General features: G+C 42.3%; 20 protein-coding genes, 2 rRNA genes and 1 riboswitch. Of the genes, 21 read left to right on the forward strand and 1 reads right to left on the reverse strand.

The features are described 5' to 3' along the window. From LQ203_RS20395 to purD, 16 genes are all read left to right on the forward strand, one after another. Positions 1-127, forward strand: a 23S ribosomal RNA gene (locus LQ203_RS20395); the annotation flags it as partial. 65 nt (positions 128-192) lie between these two features. Further along, positions 193-308: ribosomal RNA gene (gene rrf / locus LQ203_RS20400) — 5S ribosomal RNA — on the forward strand. 160 nt (positions 309-468) lie between these two features. Continuing rightward, positions 469-606 (forward strand): hypothetical protein, encoded by a 138-nt coding sequence (locus tag LQ203_RS20405; RefSeq protein WP_230160792.1) that lies wholly within the window; start codon positions 469-471, stop codon positions 604-606. Positions 607-998: 392 nt separating this feature from the next. Then, positions 999-1,199, forward strand: a complete 201-nt coding sequence (locus LQ203_RS20410) for an NETI motif-containing protein (protein WP_095390347.1) — start codon at positions 999-1,001, stop codon at positions 1,197-1,199. 74 nt (positions 1,200-1,273) lie between these two features. Continuing rightward, positions 1,274-1,375: riboswitch (purine riboswitch) on the forward strand. A 181-nt stretch (positions 1,376-1,556) separates the two neighbouring features. Further along, positions 1,557-2,045 carry a 5-(carboxyamino)imidazole ribonucleotide mutase gene (gene purE / locus LQ203_RS20415; RefSeq protein ID WP_230160967.1) on the forward strand — a complete coding sequence of 163 codons (489 nt, stop codon included), beginning with the start codon at positions 1,557-1,559 and terminating at the stop codon, positions 2,043-2,045. Beyond that, positions 2,029-3,189 carry a 5-(carboxyamino)imidazole ribonucleotide synthase gene (gene purK / locus LQ203_RS20420; RefSeq protein WP_230160794.1) on the forward strand — a complete coding sequence of 387 codons (1,161 nt, stop codon included), beginning with the start codon at positions 2,029-2,031 and terminating at the stop codon, positions 3,187-3,189. Before purE ends, purK begins: the two co-directional genes overlap by 17 nt. After that, positions 3,186-4,478, forward strand: coding sequence for an adenylosuccinate lyase (purB, locus tag LQ203_RS20425; protein ID WP_230160796.1), 1,293 nt, complete (start codon positions 3,186-3,188; stop codon positions 4,476-4,478). Before purK ends, purB begins: the two co-directional genes overlap by 4 nt. A gap of 102 nt (positions 4,479-4,580) precedes the next feature. Continuing rightward, positions 4,581-5,300, forward strand: coding sequence for a phosphoribosylaminoimidazolesuccinocarboxamide synthase (gene purC, locus LQ203_RS20430; RefSeq protein WP_230160798.1), 720 nt, complete (start codon positions 4,581-4,583; stop codon positions 5,298-5,300). Continuing rightward, positions 5,293-5,547: a phosphoribosylformylglycinamidine synthase subunit PurS gene (purS, locus tag LQ203_RS20435; protein WP_098177030.1), complete on the forward strand. Its 255-nt coding sequence runs from the start codon at positions 5,293-5,295 to the stop codon at positions 5,545-5,547. The genes purC and purS overlap by 8 nt, the downstream gene beginning before the upstream one ends. Continuing rightward, positions 5,544-6,230, forward strand: coding sequence for a phosphoribosylformylglycinamidine synthase subunit PurQ (gene purQ, locus LQ203_RS20440; protein WP_230160800.1), 687 nt, complete (start codon positions 5,544-5,546; stop codon positions 6,228-6,230). Before purS ends, purQ begins: the two co-directional genes overlap by 4 nt. Further along, entirely contained in the window at positions 6,214-8,436 is a 2,223-nt protein-coding gene (gene purL, locus LQ203_RS20445) for a phosphoribosylformylglycinamidine synthase subunit PurL (protein ID WP_230160801.1), read from the forward strand. The genes purQ and purL overlap by 17 nt, the downstream gene beginning before the upstream one ends. Continuing rightward, positions 8,421-9,836, forward strand: a complete 1,416-nt coding sequence (gene purF / locus LQ203_RS20450; RefSeq protein ID WP_230160803.1) for an amidophosphoribosyltransferase — start codon at positions 8,421-8,423, stop codon at positions 9,834-9,836. The genes purL and purF overlap by 16 nt, the downstream gene beginning before the upstream one ends. Before the next feature lie 42 nt (positions 9,837-9,878). Further along, positions 9,879-10,904, forward strand: a complete 1,026-nt coding sequence (gene purM / locus LQ203_RS20455; RefSeq protein ID WP_230160805.1) for a phosphoribosylformylglycinamidine cyclo-ligase — start codon at positions 9,879-9,881, stop codon at positions 10,902-10,904. Beyond that, positions 10,904-11,479 carry a phosphoribosylglycinamide formyltransferase gene (gene purN, locus LQ203_RS20460; RefSeq protein WP_230160807.1) on the forward strand — a complete coding sequence of 192 codons (576 nt, stop codon included), beginning with the start codon at positions 10,904-10,906 and terminating at the stop codon, positions 11,477-11,479. Before purM ends, purN begins: the two co-directional genes overlap by 1 nt. Before the next feature lie 18 nt (positions 11,480-11,497). Further along, positions 11,498-13,033: a bifunctional phosphoribosylaminoimidazolecarboxamide formyltransferase/IMP cyclohydrolase gene (gene purH / locus LQ203_RS20465; RefSeq protein WP_230160809.1), complete on the forward strand. Its 1,536-nt coding sequence runs from the start codon at positions 11,498-11,500 to the stop codon at positions 13,031-13,033. Between the two features lie 19 nt (positions 13,034-13,052). Next, positions 13,053-14,312: a phosphoribosylamine--glycine ligase gene (purD, locus tag LQ203_RS20470; protein WP_230160811.1), complete on the forward strand. Its 1,260-nt coding sequence runs from the start codon at positions 13,053-13,055 to the stop codon at positions 14,310-14,312. Positions 14,313-14,377: 65 nt separating this feature from the next. Here purD and LQ203_RS20475 read toward each other — a convergent pair whose 3' ends face one another. Further along, positions 14,378-14,644 (reverse strand): YgaP-like transmembrane domain, encoded by a 267-nt coding sequence (locus LQ203_RS20475; RefSeq protein WP_230160813.1) that lies wholly within the window; start codon positions 14,642-14,644, stop codon positions 14,378-14,380. A 146-nt stretch (positions 14,645-14,790) separates the two neighbouring features. On the opposite strand from LQ203_RS20475, the gene LQ203_RS20480 reads away from it, so the two are divergent. The 5 genes from LQ203_RS20480 (at position 14,791) to pcrA (ending at position 21,186) form a co-directional block, all read left to right on the forward strand. Next, complete coding sequence (locus tag LQ203_RS20480; RefSeq protein ID WP_230160815.1) at positions 14,791-16,536, forward strand: adenine deaminase C-terminal domain-containing protein; 1,746 nt, start codon at positions 14,791-14,793, stop codon at positions 16,534-16,536. A 43-nt stretch (positions 16,537-16,579) separates the two neighbouring features. Next, positions 16,580-17,617: a DUF3048 domain-containing protein gene (locus tag LQ203_RS20485; RefSeq protein ID WP_230160818.1), complete on the forward strand. Its 1,038-nt coding sequence runs from the start codon at positions 16,580-16,582 to the stop codon at positions 17,615-17,617. A gap of 26 nt (positions 17,618-17,643) precedes the next feature. Beyond that, complete coding sequence (locus LQ203_RS20490) at positions 17,644-17,958, forward strand: YerC/YecD family TrpR-related protein (RefSeq protein ID WP_061461279.1); 315 nt, start codon at positions 17,644-17,646, stop codon at positions 17,956-17,958. Between the two features lie 233 nt (positions 17,959-18,191). After that, complete coding sequence (locus LQ203_RS20495; protein ID WP_230160819.1) at positions 18,192-18,875, forward strand: heptaprenylglyceryl phosphate synthase; 684 nt, start codon at positions 18,192-18,194, stop codon at positions 18,873-18,875. Between the two features lie 61 nt (positions 18,876-18,936). Then, complete coding sequence (gene pcrA / locus LQ203_RS20500) at positions 18,937-21,186, forward strand: DNA helicase PcrA (RefSeq protein WP_230160821.1); 2,250 nt, start codon at positions 18,937-18,939, stop codon at positions 21,184-21,186. Positions 21,187-21,262: the final 76 nt, after the last annotated feature.

Raw genomic sequence — 21,262 nt, forward strand, 5'->3', positions numbered from 1 at the left:
TCAAGATGAGATTTCCCATGGCGCAAGCTAGTAAGATCCCTGAAAGATGATCAGGTTGATAGGTCAGAGGTGGAAGCGTGGCGACATGTGGAGCTGACTGATACTAATAGATCGAGGACTTAACCAACGCTTTTTAAAAAAATGAAATACCTTCTTATTATCTAGTTTTGAAGGAACAACGTTCCTGATATGTTTGGTGACGATAGCGAAGAGGTCACACCCGTTCCCATTCCGAACACGGCAGTTAAGCTCTTCAGCGCCGATGGTAGTTGGGGGTTTCCCCCTGTGAGAGTAGGACGCCGCCAAGCCATTTTAAAGATCAGCCATCCGGCTGGTCTTTTTTTTTGTCTCTTTGGTTTGATATGGGGATTAGTCGAGAATGAAAACTAATAACATTACGAAATAATGGTGAATAAGCATCTTATTCGTCCTAGACACGATAGAATTCGACAAACAGGCGAATTTTGTATGGAGTCACGAATGTTCGATGAACAAAAATATGTGATGTTCATACTTCCCCAAGGGGATGTCTCGGAACCTCAGGAAGCCATCCAACAAGTTTGGAAATTATATTTGGACAATGATTTCCGTATATGGGTTATATAAGCAATCAGGAGAAACCGAATGGCCGAAGAAAGTCGAGCTGAAAATGGAATTATGTACCGCAATCATAGAGAACAGAGCAGTGGTTTAGTTTGAAGAGGATTAAATGAATAAGAAGGGGCGGAGGTCGGGATATTGAATAAATGTACAGTGGATGATGATAGGGCCCTTTTTTTGCGGCAGAAGGGGCTGAATTAAGCGTTAATCACGTCTTTTTCTGTGAAGTATATGTATTAGGGACATACAAGGGAATTCGAATGGAAACATCTATTGAAATTGACCTTGCCTTTACTTGTTCTTTTCATTATACTAGGAAGAATTTATTAATGATTATATCCAAGTTGGGTGCTAAGGGAGAATGCAAACAATATAGAATTTTGGAAGGGATCGGTATTGTGAGTAAAAAGAGTAAGGAAAAGTTTGAAGTTATCGAGGGAGAGACCATCGATGCATGTTTAGATCGAATAAAAGCAGCAGGTTACTTCCCTGTAAGGCGAACGGAAGAGCCCATCTTTGCCGAGAGAATTGAGAATGGTAAAGTCCATTATGTGCCAGTTGATCGAAAAATTGTATTCGAAGCAAAGTTAATTGAGTAAAACACGAACGATTCATTAATATCATGTAAAAATATTCGATTTTAACTTGACATTAAAATAGCCGGAAGGTAAGATGAAGTTACATTAATACATCTCATATAATCATGGGGATATGGCCCAAAAGTTTCTACCTGATGACCGTAAATCATCGGACTATGAGAAAAGCATCTGACTAATTCGGAAACTAGCCAAGTCTTTTTGAGTTTTTTCTTCAAAAGGGCTTTCTTTTCCGGGCAGGTTGCTTTCTCGATGAGAAGCAATCTGTCCGGTTTTTTAATTTAAAATGTAATAGCTAATGATAAGCGTCCAGCTGCATACTCGGGACGCCATAATATGAGTGTTGGAGGGAATGATGATATGAAACCGCAAGTTGGGGTTATTATGGGAAGTGTCTCGGATTGGGAAACGATGAAATACGCTTGTGAATCATTGGAACAGCTTGAGATTCCCTATGAAAAAAGAGTCGTTTCCGCCCACAGGACGCCGGATTTACTATTTGAATATGCAGAGAGTGCAAAAGAGAGAGGCATTAAAGTGATCATCGCCGGGGCAGGCGGGGCGGCCCATCTTCCAGGTATGACAGCGGCCAAAACGATTGTCCCAGTGATTGGCGTGCCGATACAATCGAAGGCATTAAATGGAATGGATTCGTTATTATCGATTGTTCAAATGCCCGGTGGCGTACCGGTTGCGACGGTAGCAATCGGAAAATCGGGAGCAGTGAATGCCGGTTTGTTCGCGGCTCAAATATTAGCAGCTTTCGATTCCGAGATTGCTGATCGATTGGAAGCTTTACGAGACGAAACCAGAGAAAAGGTGTTAAGCAGCAGTGAACAACTTAAATAATACAATCATTTTACCGGGACAGACCATTGGAATTATCGGCGGTGGGCAATTGGGCAGGATGATGGCCTTATCGGCGAAGGCATCGGGATTTAGGATAGCTGTCCTTGAGCCGACGGCAGATGGTCCATGTGCGCAAGTAGCGGATATTGAAATCACTGGAGCTTATGATGATATAGATGCGTTGAAAAGGTTAGCTGAGGTCAGTGACGTCATAACTTATGAGTTTGAAAATATCAGTTCAGAAGCTTTGGATTGGTTAAAACAACATGCATTTCTTCCACAGGGTTCAAAATTATTAAAGCTTACACAGGATCGACTTACTGAAAAAAAAGCCATATCTGATGCAGGAGCTTCGGTTGCTCCATATCAGGAAATACAGGATATTTCAGAAATTCACCTTCATATAGAAAAATTAGGGTACCCTAGTGTGTTAAAAACGACCCGGGGCGGTTATGATGGAAAAGGGCAGTTGGTCATTAAGGAAGAAGCCGATATTAAAAAGGCTGAGACCCTGCTCAAAACAGGTGTATGTGTGCTGGAAGCCTGGATTCCTTTCTTAAAAGAAATCTCCATTATCGTGACGCGTAATGCAAATGGCGAGATAAGTCATTTTCCGATAGCGGAAAACATTCATATTGAAAACATTCTTCATAAAAGTATTGTTCCCGCCCGTATTAGTAAGCAAGCTGAGCGGAAGGCTATTACTGAGGCTTTACAGCTTGCAGAGAAACTTGATTTGGTGGGGACATTGGCAGTCGAGATGTTTTTAACGGCTCAGGATGAGATCATCATTAATGAATTGGCGCCAAGACCTCATAACTCAGGCCATTATACAATGGAAGCATGTGAGACATCACAGTTTGAACAGCATATAAGGGCTGTCTGCAATTGGCCGCTTGGAAATACGGCGTTATTGAAGCCTGTGGTAATGATTAATATCCTTGGTGAACATGTCGGGCCATTAATGGATGAAATTCCGACGCTTTCAGATTGGAAGGTTCACCTTTACGGTAAGAAAGAAGCCAAGATTAAGCGGAAAATGGGTCATGTGAATATTTTACGTCCAACGATTGAGGAAGCTCTTTTGGAAAGTGGTCGAAGCAAAATATGGAATCAACAGGTTGAAACGGAGGAAGTAAAATGATTGAACGTTATACCCGCCCAGAGATGGGGAACATTTGGACAGAAAAGAACCGCTTTAATGCGTGGTTGGAAGTTGAAATCTTAGCTTGTGAGGCATGGTCTGAACTAGGTGTCATTCCAAAAGAAGATGTGAAGCTACTTCGTGAAAATGCTACGTTCGATGTGGAGCGTATCAATGAAATCGAAAAAGATACTCGCCACGATGTTGTTGCGTTTACACGTGCGGTTTCTGAAACGTTAGGTGAAGAACGGAAATGGGTCCATTACGGATTGACCTCTACTGATGTGGTCGATACAGCTCTTTCATATGTGATTAAGCAAGCGAATGATATCCTTGCCAAGGATTTAAATAATTTCGTTGAGATCTTGAAAAATAAAGCGAAAGAACATAAATACACGGTTCAAATGGGACGTACACATGGTGTTCATGCGGAACCGACCACTTTTGGTTTGAAACTGGCACTTTGGTATCAAGAAATGAAACGCAATGTCGAGCGTTTTGAAGAAGCTAGAAAGAACATAGAGGTTGGGAAAATCTCTGGAGCTGTCGGAACTTACGCAAACATTGACCCGTTCGTTGAAAAATTCGTTTGTGAAAAGCTTGGCCTTGAAGCAGCACCAATTTCAACACAAACATTGCAACGCGATCGCCACGCACATTATATGAGCACATTGGCTTTAATTGCGACATCAATCGAAAAGTTCGCGGTGGAAATTCGCGGCTTACAAAAAAGCGAAACACGCGAAGTGGAAGAATTCTTTGCAAAAGGTCAAAAGGGATCTTCGGCAATGCCTCATAAACGGAATCCAATTGGTTCTGAAAATATGACGGGACTGGCTCGAGTAATCCGCGGTTACATGATGACAGCATATGAGAATGTGCCATTATGGCATGAACGTGACATTTCACATTCTTCTGCTGAGCGCATCATCTTGCCGGATGCAACGATCGCTTTAAACTACATGCTGAACCGTTTCAGTAACATAGTGAAGAACTTGACTGTTTATCCAGAAAATATGAAACGCAATATGGACCGTACGCTGGGATTGATTTTCTCACAACGTGTGCTGTTATCCCTTATCGATAAAGGACTTGTCCGTGAAGAAGCTTATGATACGGTTCAGCCGAAAGCGATGGAAGCATGGGAGCAACAGGTTCCATTCAGAAGCCTGATCGAAAAGGATGATAAAATCACAAGCTTGCTTACGAAAGAAGAACTTGATGATTGTTTCGATCCTACACATCACTTGAAAAATGTTGATGTAATCTTTGATCGTTTAGGTTTATAAAATGAAGGCGGCAAACATAGTACCATTAGCCGGTATTATGTTTGCCAAGCCTGACAAATGATAGGAAGATTCATAATATTCACAATGCGGGGGTCTGGACAGATGGAAAAACGAGAATTGTTGTATGAAGGAAAAGCGAAACAGATTTTTGCAACGGACAACAGTGAAATAGTATGGGTGGAATACAAGGATTCGGCAACGGCGTTTAATGGTGAGAAGAAGTCAGAGATTGCCGGAAAAGGTAAGTTGAATAATCAAATTACTAGCTTACTATTTTCAAAGCTTGCCCAAGAAAATATCCCATCCCATTTTATTGAACAGCTTTCCGACCGGGAGCAGCTAGTCAAGAAGGTATCTATCATTCCGCTTGAAGTCGTCGTTAGAAATACGGCTGCCGGCAGTTTCTCTAAAAGGACTGGCATTGAAGAAGGCCAGCCGCTCAAGAAAACGCTGATTGAGTTTTACTATAAAGATGACGAGCTCGGCGATCCTCTGTTAACGGAAGACCATATTGAAGAATTGGAACTTGCAAGCAAGGAAGATGTAGCCATTTTAAAAGAAAAGGCACAAGAAATAGGCAGCGTCTTAACTTCCTTCTTTAAAGAGTTGGACATTAAATTGATTGATTTTAAATTAGAGTTCGGTAAAACCTCGAATGGGGAAATTTTACTGGCTGATGAGATTTCACCTGATACCTGCCGATTATGGGATGTAAAAACGAACGAAAAGTTAGACAAAGATGTATTCCGTCGTAATTTAGGAAGTTTAACAGATGCTTACGAAAAAATTCTAGCAAAGTTGGAGGGTACTCAACATGTATAAGGTTAAGGTATATATCACACTACGCGAAAGTGTACTAGATCCACAGGGAGCAGCAGTTCAACAATCACTTCATAGTTTGACATATAACGAAGTAAGTGATGTTCGAGTGGGGAAATACATTGAACTTACAATTGAAGATACAGACCGTGATTTAGATCAACTTGTGAAAGAAATGTGTGAAAAACTATTGGCCAATACGGTAATTGAATCTTACCGTTATGATGTTGAGGAGGTTATCACCCAATGAAATTTGCTGTCATAGTTTTCCCTGGTTCCAATTGTGATGTCGATATGTACCATGCGATTAAGGATGCACTAGGGGAAGAAGTGGAGTATGTATGGCATTCCACAGACAATCTAGATCAGTATGATGGGATTCTCCTTCCTGGAGGCTTCTCTTATGGAGATTATTTACGCTCTGGAGCAATTGCCCGTTTTTCGAATGTAATGGCCGAAGTCGTAAAAGCGGCACAGGCAGGAAAGCCTGTTCTTGGAGTATGCAATGGTTTTCAGATTTTACTTGAAGCAGGACTTTTACCTGGAGCGATGCGCCGTAATGATGGCTTGAAATTCATTTGCCGTAATGTAGGATTGAAGGTTAAAAATAATCAATCGATGTTTACGACAGGCTATGAATTAGGTGAAACGATTACGATCCCGGTCGCCCATGGTGAAGGGAATTACTATTGTGATAATGAAACATTGGCTGAATTGAAACGAGATAACCGCATCTTGTTCACATATGATGGTGAAAATCCAAACGGAAGCTTGGAACAAATAGCGGGAATTACAAATGAACAAGGAAATGTCCTCGGAATGATGCCTCATCCCGAACGTGCTGTTGATTCACTGCTTGGCAGTAAAGACGGCTTAAAGATTTTTCAATCCATCGTAAAAAACTGGAGGGAATCACATGTTATTACAGCTTGAACCAAGTCCGGAAAAAATTAAATCGGATCGTTTATATGCAACTATGGGACTATCCGATGAAGAATTTGCAATGGTGGAGAAAATCTTAGGCAGACTGCCGAATTATACGGAAACAGGATTGTTTTCGGTTATGTGGTCAGAGCATTGTTCCTACAAAAATTCAAAACCCATCTTAAGGAAATTCCCGATTACAGGGGAGAAAGTGCTTCAAGGTCCTGGTGAAGGGGCAGGAATCGTTGATATCGGTGACGATCAGGCTGTCGTTTTTAAAATTGAAAGTCATAACCACCCATCGGCAATCGAACCTTATCAAGGTGCCGCTACTGGTGTCGGCGGAATTATCCGTGATGTTTTCTCCATGGGTGCCCGTCCGATTGCGATGTTGAACTCTCTTCGTTTCGGTGAGTTAGATAATGATCGTGTTAAATATTTATTTAAAGAAGTGGTAGCCGGGATTGCAGGATACGGGAATTGTATCGGAATTCCAACTGTCGGCGGTGAAATTCAATTTGATCCATCGTATGAAGGAAATCCTTTAGTCAATGCCATGTGTGTCGGTTTGATCGATCATAAGGACATTAAAAAAGGACAAGCGCATGGAGTGGGCAACACAGTGATGTATGTGGGTGCAAAAACTGGACGTGATGGTATTCATGGTGCAACATTTGCATCTGAAGAGCTATCAGAGTCTTCAGAAGAAAAGCGGCCTGCCGTACAAGTGGGCGATCCATTCATGGAGAAACTGCTTTTGGAAGCATGCCTTGAATTGATTCAAAATGACGCTCTTGTTGGCATTCAGGATATGGGAGCAGCGGGTCTTACAAGCTCATCTGCCGAAATGGCGAGTAAAGCGGGTTCAGGCATTAAAATGAACCTTGATTTGGTACCGCAGCGTGAAACGGGAATGACAGCTTATGAAATGATGCTTTCTGAATCACAGGAGCGGATGTTGATCGTAGTTACTAAAGGACGTGAACAAGAAATCGTTGACTTGTTTACGAAATACGATTTAGAGGCTGTATCTGTTGGGGTAGTAACGGATGATAAAAATCTAACACTTTCTCATCAAGGTGAAATCGTTGCTGAGGTTCCGGTTGATGCTTTGGCTGAAGAAGCTCCGATTTATAACAAGCCATCTGCAGAACCGCAATATTTCCGTGACTTCCAAAGCATGACGGCAGAAGTTCCAGTCATTGGGGATTATAAAGAAACACTAGTGTCACTATTGAAGCAACCGACAATTTCGAGTAAAGAATGGGTCTATGACCAATATGATTACATGGTCCGCACGAATACAGTTGTCTCACCTGGATCGGATGCAGCGGTAGTACGTGTCAGAGGCACGAATAAGGCTCTTGCGATGACGACGGATTGTAACTCCCGTTATATATATTTGGATCCTGAAACAGGAGGTAAAATCGCTGTCGCTGAAGCAGCTCGTAACATTATTTGCTCCGGTGCGGAACCTTTAGCGATTACGGATTGCTTGAATTTCGGGAATCCAGAAAAACCTGAAATATTTTGGCAATTGGAAAAAGCGGCAGACGGTATGAGTGAAGCTTGCAGAAGTTTAAGTACTCCTGTAATTGGAGGAAATGTGTCGCTTTACAATGAAACGAATGGTGAAGCGATTTACCCTACACCTGTAGTTGGGATGGTCGGCCTTATCAGTGATCTTCAACATATCACTACGCAATCGTTTAAAAATGAATCCGATTTGATTTATGTTGTCGGCGAAGCAAAGGTGGAATTTGGCGGCAGTGAATTACAAAAAATGCTCGAAGGAAAAATCTTTGGACGTGCACCAGAACTTGATTTGGCCGTTGAACAAAAACGTCAGCAGCAAATCCTTTCTGCGATCCAAACTGGACTTGTAGCATCAGCCCATGATCTTTCGGAAGGCGGTTTGGCAGTCGCTTTAGCAGAGTCTTTATTCGGGGCAAACAAGCTTGGGGCAAAAGTGAATATATCCGGCGAAGCGGTATCCGAACTATTCAGTGAAACGCAATCACGATTCCTGCTATCCATCAATCCTGATAATCAAGCAGCATTTGAAGCACTTGTTGAAGATGCGGTATGCATAGGCTCGGTAACTGAGGATAATAAATTGGTCGTGACGGCAGATAATGATGGCAAAGTATTGGAAGCGGCAGTCGAAGAGTTACAAACAGCTTGGAAGGGAGCTATACCATGCTTGCTGAAATAAGAAGTCTAAACGAAGAGTGTGGCGTAGTTGGAGTCTGGGGACATCCCGATGCAGCACAGCTTGCTTATTACGGTTTGCATAGCTTACAACATCGTGGTCAAGAAGGAGCGGGCATCGTCGTGACGGACGGTGAGCAAATGTCCATCTCTAAGGGTGAAGGTCTTGTTACAGAGATATTCACGGCTGAAAAAATGCAGGCTCTTTCCGGTACTGGAAGAGCTGCAATCGGCCATGTACGTTATACAACGGCAGGCGGCGGCGGGTATCAAAATGTACAGCCTTTCTTGTTCAATTCACATACAGGAGGGCTTGCCCTTGCCCATAATGGGAATATCGTCAATGCCCATCAGTTAAAAGCACAGCTTGAAGGACAAGGAAGCATTTTTCAAACGACTTCTGATACCGAAGTTCTGGCCCATCTGATTAAACGGTCCGGCTACTCAGATGTCAGAGATTCCGTGAAAAACAGTTTAAGCATGCTTAAGGGAGCTTACGCATTTGTCATCATGACAGAAAACCAAATGATCATGGCGAGAGATCCGCATGGTTTCCGTCCGCTTTCCTTGGGGAAAATAGGCGATGCATATTTCGCTGCATCCGAAACATGTGCACTTGATATTGTAGGTGCAGAATTCATTCGCGATATAGAGCCGGGTGAACTCGTTGTCATTAATGATGAGGGGATCACATCCGAATACTTTTCACTCTCAAGTCAACAGGCGATGTGCACGATGGAATATGTGTATTTTTCCCGTCCGGATAGCAACATTGATGGGATCAATGTTCATACTGCACGAAAGAACCTTGGCAAGCAAATGGCGCTGGAAGCTAAAATTGAAGCTGATGTCGTTACAGGCGTACCTGATTCCAGCATTTCAGCAGCGATAGGCTATGCTGAAGCGGCAGGCATTCCCTATGAAATGGGTCTAATTAAAAATCGTTATGTTGGACGGACATTCATTCAGCCATCACAGAGTCTTCGTGAACAAGGCGTGAAGATGAAACTTTCACCTGTAAGAGGTGTCGTAGAAGGTAAGCGGGTCATAATGGTTGATGATTCAATCGTCCGCGGGACAACGAGCAGAAGGATTGTCCGCATGTTAAAAGATGCAGGCGCTAAAGAAGTGCATGTTGTAATCAGCTCACCACCGATCAAGAATCCTTGTTTTTATGGCATAGACACGTCCAAAAAAGAAGAATTGATCGCAAGCTCAAAATCGGTGGAGGAAATAAGAGAAATCATTGGTGCTGATTCCTTAACTTTCCTAAGTGTCGAAGGTATGGTCGAAGCGATTGGCCGCCCGTTTCCTGGAGAAACGCGCGGGTCATGTCTAGCTTGTTTCACCGGAAATTATCCGACTGAAATTTTTGAATACGAACGAGAAAAAACAAAATGTTAATCATGTCGGAATTGAAGATTGATTTTCGGAGGGGGATTTCAAATGGCTAATGCATATAAACAGGCTGGTGTTGATATTGAGGCTGGTTATGAAGCGGTAAATCGGATGAAAAAACATGTGAAGCGGACATTTCGTCCAGAAGTAATGAATGGTCTGGGCGGTTTCGGGGGCATGTTTGATTTGTCTTCCTTGAACCTTAAAGAACCTGTGCTCATTTCAGGTACGGATGGAGTGGGTACGAAACTTTTGTTGGCGTTCATGATGGATAAGCACGATACAATTGGAGTGGATTGTGTAGCTATGTGCGTCAACGATGTTGTCGTTCAAGGTGCTGCACCTTTATACTTTTTAGATTATATTGCTTGCGGTAAAGCGGATCCAGAACGAATCGAAATGATTGTCAAAGGAATTGCAGATGGGTGTGAGCAGGCGGGTTGTGCATTAATCGGTGGAGAAACGGCGGAAATGCCAGGCATGTACGACACGGAAGAATACGATGTGGCAGGCTTCACTGTAGGTGCAGTTGAAAAATCACGTCTAATTACTGGTGAGGAAATCTCTGCTGGTGATGTTGTGATTGGACTTGCTTCAAGCGGCATCCACAGTAATGGATATTCTCTCGTTCGTAAAATTCTTCTTGAAGATTCAGGTATGGACCTTCATGAATTCGTACCGGAATTGGACTGCAAGTTAGGCGAGGAATTATTAAAACCGACAAAAATCTATGTGAAATCGATTTTATCTACATTGGAAAAATTTGAAATTAAGGGCCTTGCCCATATTACTGGTGGCGGGTTCATCGAAAATATCCCGCGTATTCTACCTGAAGGAGCCGGTGTGGAAATCGAGCTTGGAAGCTGGGGAATTCCGCCAATATTCTCATTCCTTGAAGAAAAAGGAAACCTTGTAAAAGAGGAAATGTTCAATATTTTCAATATGGGAATCGGAATGACGGCTGTCGTGAAAAAAGAAGAAGCATCAGCTGTGCTAGCCCATCTAAAGTCTTGCGGTGAAGAAGCATCGGTTATTGGAACGATTGTGGATGGAAATGGAGTGTCGTTTAAATAATGAAGCGCCTCGCTGTCTTCGCGTCAGGTAACGGTAGTAATTTCCAATCAATTACTGATGCAATTAAAAGTGGAACGTTGGAGGCTGAAATCTGTCTTGTCGTTTGCGATCGTGAAGATGCTTATGTACTTGAGAGAGCTAAGCTTGAGAATATCAATCTTTTCTCCTTTTCACCGAAGAATTACGCTAACAAGGCTGAGTTTGAAACGGAAATCCTGGAGAAACTTCGCCAACACGATGTAGATTTTATCATTCTGGCTGGATATATGCGTTTGATTGGTCCCACATTATTACAAAAGTACTCACAGAGGATTGTAAACATCCATCCTTCACTTCTGCCTAGTTTTCCAGGCAAGGATGCAATTGGCCAGGCTTTTGACGCCGGAGTGAAGGAAACAGGGGTCACGGTTCATTATGTTGATGATGGAATGGATACAGGACCGATCATTGCCCAAAAAACAGTGCCAATTCTTGATGGGGATACGAAAGATATTCTTCAAAAAAGGATTCAGGAAACGGAGCATGACATGTATCCGTCAGTTTTGCAGCAGCTATGCCAAAAGAAACTTACTTAATGGAGGGACCCACAACACATGAAGAAACGTGCTTTAATAAGTGTATCGGATAAAACAGGTATCGTAGAATTTGCTCAAGGACTAATTGAGACAGGTTTTGAAATTATTTCAACAGGCGGTACGAAAAAAACGCTGCAGGATAATGGCGTTGATGTGATCGGAATCAGTGATGTCACCGGTTTCCCGGAAATCTTGGATGGTCGCGTTAAAACGCTTCACCCGAATGTCCATGGGGCAGTGCTGGCAAAACATGATGACAAGGACCACGCAGCACAGCTTGCAGAGCATAATATTGAACCGATTCAACTTGTCTGTGTAAACCTATATCCATTCCAAGCGACTATTTCCAAACCGGAAGTCACTGTGGAAGATGCCATTGAAAACATCGATATCGGTGGACCGACAATGCTTCGTTCTTCTGCTAAAAACCATGAATATGTGACCGTTATCGTTGATTCCAATGATTACCCTACCGTATTGGCTGAGCTGAAAGAAAACGGCGGCGTATCAAAAACCACGAATCGCCGTCTGGCTGCAAAAGTCTTCCGCCATACAGCAGCATATGACGCTGTTATTTCGGAGTATATGACAGAGCTTGCCGATGAAGAAAATCCTGAATCATTGACTGTTACCTATGAATTGAAACAGTCGCTTCGTTATGGGGAAAATCCACATCAAAAAGCAGCATTCTATAAAAAACCGCTTGGTTCCGTTTTTTCAATTGCTGAAGCGAAGCAATTACATGGAAAAGAGCTTTCATACAACAACATTAATGATGCTGATGCAGCACTTCAAATTGTTAAGGAATTCAATGAGCCGGCCGCTGTTGCAGTCAAGCATATGAATCCTTGCGGCGTAGGTGTCGGAGAGACCATTTTAGAAGCATATGAAAAAGCTTATGAAGCAGATTCCACTTCCATTTTCGGTGGAATCATTGCTTTGAATCGTGAAGTCGATAAAGCGACTGCGGAAAAACTACATGAAATTTTCCTTGAAATCATCATTGCGCCTGGATTTACGGATGAGGCAGTGGAAGTATTAACAAGCAAGAAAAACCTTCGTTTATTAACGATCGATTTCGATGCGGTTAAAAAGCCTGAGCGTAAATTAACTTCCATTGAAGGCGGATTACTTATTCAAGATCGCGATGCACATAGCTTAAAGGATGCAGAAGTAAAGGTGGCAACGAAACGTGAGCCTACCCCTGAAGAGTGGAAAGCCTTGGAACTTGGCTGGAAAATCGTGAAGCATGTAAAGTCGAATGCAATAGTGGTAAGTAACAGCCAAATGACATTAGGTGTTGGCGCAGGCCAAATGAACCGTGTAGGAGCGGCAAAAATTGCTCTTGAACAAGCTGGGGAAAGAGCAGCAGGCAGTGCATTGGCATCGGATGCTTTCTTCCCAATGGATGATACAGTTGAGGCCGCAGCGAAAGCGGGCGTCACGGCAATCATTCAGCCTGGTGGCTCTGTTAAAGATCAAGATTCAATCAAGAAAGCTGATGAATATGGGATTGCGATGGTATTTACAGGAATTCGTCACTTTAAACATTAATCAAAAATGAGGTGCGATAATGAATGTTTTAGTAATTGGCCGGGGTGGCAGGGAGCATGCTATAGCCCGCAAACTATTTGAAAGTAAACGGGTTGGGAAGGTTTTTGTAGCACCAGGAAATCCAGGCATGGCTGATGTAGCGACCCTTGTTCCAATTGAAGAAAACAATCATGAGGAATTGGTTGCCTTCGCTAAGAAAAATGCCATTTCATTGACGGTGATTGGGCCTGAAACGCCATTATTGAACGGACTTGCTGATGACTTTACGGAGGCAGGCTTACAGGTATTCGGACCAAATGGCCGTGCCGCAGTCATCGAGGGAAGTAAATCCTTTGCAAAAGATTTAATGAAAAACTACAGCATACCGACTGCCGAATATGAAACGTTTTCTGATTATGATTCAGCAAAGGCATATATTGAAAAAATGGGTGCCCCTATCGTCATAAAAGCGGATGGCTTGGCTGCGGGGAAAGGTGTCGTTGTTGCGATGACAATGGAAGAGGCGCTAGACGCCATCCATGATATGCTCGTCGGAGCAAAGTTCGGGGAAGCTTCTGCCAAAGTCGTCATTGAGGAATTTCTTGATGGAGAGGAATTTTCTTTGATGGCATTCGTGAACGGGGAAAAAGTGTATCCGATGGTCATTGCCCAAGATCACAAGCGGGTTTTTGATGGAGATAAAGGTCCGAATACAGGTGGAATGGGTGCTTATTCACCGGTGCCGCAAATTTCCGATGAAATGGTTCAGACTGCAGTCGAAACCATTCTTCAGCCCACGGTGAATGCAATGATTTCAGAAAACAGGAGTTTTACAGGTATATTATATGCCGGATTAATCGCTACTGAAAAAGGCACAAAAGTCATTGAGTTCAATGCTCGTTTTGGAGACCCGGAAACGCAGGTTGTTTTACCGCGCCTAAAAACGGATTTCGTTGATACACTTGAAGCGGTCCTTTCTGGGGAGGATTTACAGCTTGAATGGCATGATGAAGCAGTTCTTGGAGTGGTCGTGGCAGCTGAAGGATATCCTGGGGATTATAAAAAGAATTCAATCATTAAAGGTTTGGACAAGATTGAATCGGATGCCCATATTTATCATGCTGGAACAGCTCTCAATAGTGAAGGGGACTTTATCTCGAGCGGCGGACGTGTTCTTTTGGTTGCTGCAAAAGGGAAAGATTTAGCCTCTGCCCAAGCTAAAGTATATAAAGAGTTGGGGCATGTTGAGAAAGACGGCTTATTCTGGCGAATGGATATTGGCTACCGTGCAATACAATAAAATTTTCCTGATAATATGAAAGAAGCTGACTCCAATCGGAGTCAGCTTCTTCTTTAGAAAAAAACTTAATAGGAATCAGAAGGATTGGAGTCATATTCTTGGTTTTGCTCTTTCTTCATAAAGGTCTGCCCATTCTCCATAGCATCCACGATTGGACAATAGCGAAGAATGCCCTCGCCTATTTTCATGGCAGAAATCATGACGACGACTAGATAAGATTGGTTTTTCCATGGTTTTTTAACCATCTTGGCCGTGGCCCATGTTAGAAAGGTAAAGCCACATGTAATTCGCATTAAGGCATTGATTATACTGATATTTTGTTTAAACTTCATTTAAAGTACATCCCTTCACAAAAATTTAACAATATTCTGGGTAACATTACTGTTCTATTGAGGCAAGTATGTTACTATGAAATAAAATTGGATTGAAAATGGTTTTTTTAAAACTTTGTTTCTAAAAAATTATGGGGGAATGTTTTATGCTTGAACAGCGCTATAGATGGAAAAATAAACATCTAAGAGAACATATAGATGTGCTGGATGGCAATAGGGCACCACACATTCTGCTTAAAAATACGACTTATTTAAATCAGGCTTTGCGAAAATGGGTGAAAGCGAATATATGGATATATGATGATCGCATCATCTATGTTGGCGAAAACCTTCCTGATAACATAGACAGCTGTGAAATTGTTGACTGCACAAACCAGTACTTGGTCCCGGGTTATATTGAGCCGCATTCACATCCTTCTCAATTATATAATCCCCTTTCTTTTTCACGTTATGCATCTCATTTTGGCACAACGACATTGATTAATGATAACTTGCCGTTTCTTTTGCAGTTAGATAAAAAGAAAGCGTTTTCTCTTTTGAAAGAATTACGTAACATTCCTGTTACAATGTACTGGTGGAGCCGTTTTGACGGCCAAACTGAATTGATCGATGAAGATGTGGTATTTTCCCATGGGGCCGTTAAATCCTGGCTGGAGCATGATGCCGTTTTACAGGGCGGGGAACTGACCGGCTGGCCTAAGCTTCTCGATGGGGATGACATGATGCTGCATTGGATTCAGGAAGCCAAGCGGATGAGGAAAAAAATAGAGGGACACTTTCCAGGTGCTTCAGAGAAGACTTTGGCAAAAATGACCCTGTTCGGCGCCGACTGTGATCATGAGGCAATGACAGGTGATGAAGTCATGTCCCGATTGCTGCAGGGCTATTATGTGTCGCTACGGCATTCTTCGATCCGGCCGGATCTTCCTAAGATGATATCTGAAATCCATGAACTCGGCATTGATCATTACGACAAATTCTTTTATACCACAGATGGATCGCCGCCTTCTTTTTATGAAGATGGATTCATAGACTGTTTAATAAAGATTGCAATAGAGCATGGCGTTCCGGTCATAGATGCTTACAATATGGCAACTATCAACATCGCACGATATTATAATATTGAATACCTTCATGGCAATATTGCTACTGGAAGGGTGGCGAACATCAACTTCCTAACCGATGTAAAGGAACCTGCACCGGTTTCGGTAATGGCAAAAGGGAAATGGGTGAAAAGGGATGGTGAAATCATTTCCGATTCACAGGAAATCGAATGGAGTGATTTTGATTTTAAACCACTTGATATTGATTGGGATCTTAGTTTAAAGGAAGATTTTGAATTCTCGATGCCGTTTGGAATTGAATTGGTCAATAACGTAATTACGAAGCCGTACTCCCTTGCCAATGATGTTGGTCATGAAGAGTTGAACTTTGAGGATGATGAGTGCTTTTTCATGCTCATTGATCGGGAAGGGAAATGGCGCATCAATACGATATTAAAGGGATTTGCAAATAAACTTTGTGGCTTTGCTGGCTCTTATACGAATACCGGAGACATCATACTGATCGGTAAACGGAAAAAGGATATGCATTTGGCATTTAACCGGTTGAAGGAAATTGGCGGTGGCATCATTTTAACCGAACACGGTAAGGTGATCCATGAACTTCCTCTAAAATTAAAAGGAGTCATGTCCACCAAGGAAGTACCTGAACTGATCGAAGAAGAGAATGAGTTGAAAAATTTGCTGCGTGAAAGGGGCTATCGCTTCGACGACCCTGTGTACACCATCTCGTTCTTTTCGACGACCCATCTGCCTTATATAAGGCTAACTCAGCGAGGAGTATATGATGTCATGAATAAAACTATACTCTTTCCTACTATAATGCGTTAAAATATAAGAGAAGAAATAGCTAATAAATCAGAGGAGTGGAAGGATGAATTTTAAGAGAATTCTTTTCATGATGATTTCTATTTTACTGCTGGCAGGCTGTTCGACGAAAGAAGAACCTGCAACGGATGACAGTAAGCCGAAAGACCAAGCTGTCATCAAAAATACAGATGTGAAAAATGAGCCTTCCAATAAGTTCCCACTTACTGGTATAGCCACCGATGAAAGCAGTGAGCAAAGGGCTGTTGCAGTGATGATTAATAATCATCCAAAGGCACGCCCACAATCGGGCCTATCTCAAGCCGACTTAGTCTACGAAATGCTCGCAGAAGGTGACATAACCAGATTTTTAGCTATCTTCCAAAGTGAAATGCCAAGCCAGATCGGTCCGATTCGGAGTGCAAGGGACTATTATATCGAACTGGCTAAAGGCCTGGATTGCATCTATGTGTGTCATGGGAATAGCCCAGAGGCAAAAAACATGCTGGACAAAGGGTATATTGATAACTTGAACGGATTATATTATGATGGAACTTTGTTTCAACGCTCGGCGGATCGAAAAGCACCGCATAATTCTTACATTTCTTTTGATGACATCCAAAAGGGTGCGAAGGAAAAGGGATATGACATGAACGGTGCACCTGAGCCATTTACTTTCCTTACTGAGGATGAGGAGGCTGGTCTTCAAGGGGAACCGGCACTGAAAACCAAGATATCCTACGGATCGGAAGAGTATGATGTAGAGTATGAATACGAGGCCACGGAAGAGAAATATAAACGTTATTCGAATGGTGAGCAAACAGTCGAACATAAATCGAATAAGCCTATTTTACTGGATAATATATTGATCATTGAGGCCACTCATCAAGTGATTGACGATAAAGGGCGTCGTAAAATCGATTTGAAGAATGGTGGAAAAGGTTATTTACTTCAAAAAGGAAAAGCGAATGAAGTAGAATGGGTTAATAAGGATGGTCGGATTATTCCAGTGAAAAACGATAAAGAGGTAGGGTTGATTCCAGGAAAAACCTGGGTCAATATAATTCCGAATCAACCTGGTTTAGTAGGGGACGTCTCATTTTGATACCCATGAAATTGAGGGGGAGTAACATGCAAATTGATAAGTTAAGAGGAAAAGAGACGGATCAGCTGTTTAAGTCGATTCTTTCCTTGCGCGATTTAGACGAATGTTATCGATTTTTTGATGATTTATGCACAGTTAATGAAATTTCCTCATTAGCTCAGCGACTTGAAGTAGCTCGGATGCTTGAAGAAGGTAAAACCTATCATAAGATCGAAACGGAAACGGGTGCAAGTACCGCTACGATTTCAAGGGTCAAGCGCTGTTTGAATTACGGAAATGACGCTTATTCCATGGCTCTTAACCGTATTAAAGAAAACGTTGAGGAAACAACTGAATCTTAATGCACAGGATTTTTATATGGTGAATGAGAAAAAGCCGAGGAATTCATTTCCCGGCTTTTTATTTTGATTTTTTTGCGCTTTCTTTGTCAGCTGTCTTTCAGTCGTATCCGTGTTATATTGGATTTTAGATTCAGTGGTTTCCAATTGGTAAACATTTTATCGATACTTCTCTTTTTTAATGAAAAATCTTAATGCTATAATGGTGTAATGGGAAGTGTGAATGGAGGATTATAATGTACGATTTTCGCGAGTGGAAACATGTTTTCAAACTCGATCCAAATAAAGAAATAAGTGATGAGGCTCTGGAAAAAGTCTGCGAATCCGGTACTGATGCAATCATGATCGGGGGAACGGATGGAATCACACTTGAAAATGTGCTTCATTTAATGGCACGGGTCAGACGTTACACCGTGCCATGTGTGATGGAAATTTCATCAGTTGAAACGGTGACGCCAGGTTTTGATTTATATTTTATTCCGAGTGTCCTGAATAGCACCAATCCGGATTGGATGATGAAGCTGCATCAGCAAGCAGTCAAAGAATACGGATATCTTTTGAATTGGGATGAAATTTTCGTTGAAGGCTACTGTATCCTGAATCCTGATTGTAAGGCGGCCGAATTGACAAAAGCAAATACGAGTTTGGATATGGATGATGTGGGAGCTTACGCGCTGATGGCAGAAAAGATGTTCAACCTGCCTATTTTTTATCTGGAATACAGCGGTGATTATGGCGATGTCCAGATGGTGGAAGCGGCCAAAGAGAGTTTGGAGAATACCGTGCTGTTTTATGGCGGTGGGATAAAGTCGGTTGAACAGGCCAAAGAAATGTCGGAGTTTGCAGATGTTATCGTTGTTGGTAATGTGATATATGAAGATTTGAAAGTGGCACTTGCAACAGTTCCGGCAGTTAAATGAAATCATGGAATAAATGTAGTATACTAAAACGGAAACGAATGTTCGTATAGGTGGTGTGATAATGCAATATTTAGCGGAAAAATTACTAATAGGTTTGAATGAACAGCAGCAAAAAGCAGTAAAATCGACTGATGGCCCACTTTTAATCATGGCTGGAGCGGGAAGTGGAAAGACGCGTGTGCTGACTCACCGTATAGCTTACTTGATGGTCGAAAAGGAAATAGCACCTTGGAACATCCTTGCCATCACGTTTACCAATAAAGCGTCACGTGAGATGAAGGAGAGGATTCGTGCCATACTTGGCGGTGCGTCCGAAGATATCTGGATTTCGACTTTCCACTCGATGTGTGTCCGCATTTTACGAAGAGATATTGATCGGATCGGAATTAATAGGAACTTCTCGATATTGGATACGACAGATCAGCAATCGGTCATTAAGCAAATCATGAAAGAGCGTAATATGGATACGAAGAAATATGATTACCGTGCCATTTTGGGCAGCATCAGTTCAGCAAAAAATGAATTGGTCAGTCCGGAAGAATACCTGAAGACGGCATCAGATTTTTTCACTAAAGTAACTGCCGATGTATATACGGAATACCAAAAACGGCTGCGGAAGAATTCAGCGCTCGATTTCGATGATTTGATCATGATGACGATTCAATTGTTCCAACTAGTACCGGAAGTGCTTGAATATTATCAGCGCAAGTTTCAATACATTCATGTGGATGAGTATCAAGATACGAACAGGGCTCAATATATGCTTGTGAAACTACTAGCTTCGCGTTTTCGTAATTTGTGTGTTGTTGGGGATTCAGATCAATCGATCTATCGTTGGCGAGGTGCGGATATTGCAAATATCCTTTCTTTTGAAAAAGATTACCCGAATGCTAACATGATATTCCTCGAACAGAATTACCGCTCGACGAAAAAGATTCTTGAAGCGGCGAATAAGGTCATCGATAACAATCAAAACCGGAAACCAAAGAATCTTTGGACTGAGAATGCAGATGGTAATAAGATATTCTATTATCGTGCAGACAATGAACAAGGGGAAGCGCAATTTGTTGCCGGAAAGATCAATGAGTTAGTTATGGACGGCAGTAGAAAATATGCCGATATAGCAATCCTTTACAGAACAAATGCACAATCCCGTGTCATGGAGGAAGTTCTGCTTAAATCCAATATTAACTATGCAATCGTCGGCGGCACTAAGTTCTATGACCGTAAAGAGATCAAGGACCTACTAGCTTATCTTCGCCTTATTGCGAATCCTGATGATGACATCAGTCTTCGCCGTGTAATCAATGTACCAAAACGCGGCATTGGTGCAACCTCAATGGACAAAGTGGCAGATTATGCAGTTCAGTATGATGTTTCCATTTATAAAGCACTTGAATCAGTGGAAATGGTAGGGATAAGCGGGAAGGCTACCAAAGCAGCTAGGGAATTCCATACGTTAATCACTAATTATACAAATCAGCAGGAGTACTTATCCGTGACTGAGCTGGTGGAAGAAGTCATTAAGAAAACTGGTTACCGTGAGATGCTGCAGGCAGAAAAAACGATTGAATCACAAAGCCGGCTTGAAAATATAGATGAGTTTTTATCTGTTACGAAAGCATTCGAAGAAAACAGCGAGGACAAATCATTGGTTGGCTTTTTAACTGACCTGGCATTGGTTGCAGATATAGATCAACTAGATGAGAATTCCGAAGAAGCTACAAACACGGTAACGCTGATGACACTTCATTCTGCGAAGGGACTAGAGTATCCGGTAGTCTTTTTACTGGGTCTTGAAGAAGGTGTTTTCCCTCATAGCCGCTCGCTCATGGATGAAGAGGAGATGGAAGAAGAACGCCGTCTGGCTTATGTGGGGATTACAAGGGCTGAAAATGAGCTATTCATAAGTAATGCCCAAATGAGGACATTGTATGGACGGACGAGCATGAATCCAGTTTCACGTTTCATCGGAGAAATACCAGAGGAACTTCTTGAAGATCTTAAACCAAAACCTGCTCCTAGAGCTAGGCAAACACCTTTCAGTTCTTCGTCGAGAAGCGGATCTCCTGCAGCACCTTCCGGAAGAAAAGTGCCGGCCTTTGGAAAAGCTGTTTCCGCACCATCTGCAACAGGCGGTGAAGAAATCGGCTGGGCTGTCGGTGATCGTGCATCCCATAAAAAATGGGGTATAGGAACCGTGGTGAGCGTAAAAGGGGAAGGCGAAGGAAAGGAACTGGATATTGCATTTCCTAGTCCAATCGGCATCAAACGCTTACTGGCGAAATTTGCACCAGTTGAAAAAGCTTAAGCTATTTTTATGCGTCTACTGGCAAAGAATAGGGATATCTGACTTTAGACACCGCTCTTCCATAGAAGTGCGGTGG

The sequence above is a fragment of the Peribacillus sp. Bi96 genome, from assembly GCF_918698115.1.
In the GTDB taxonomy this organism is placed as follows: domain Bacteria; phylum Bacillota; class Bacilli; order Bacillales; family DSM-1321; genus Peribacillus.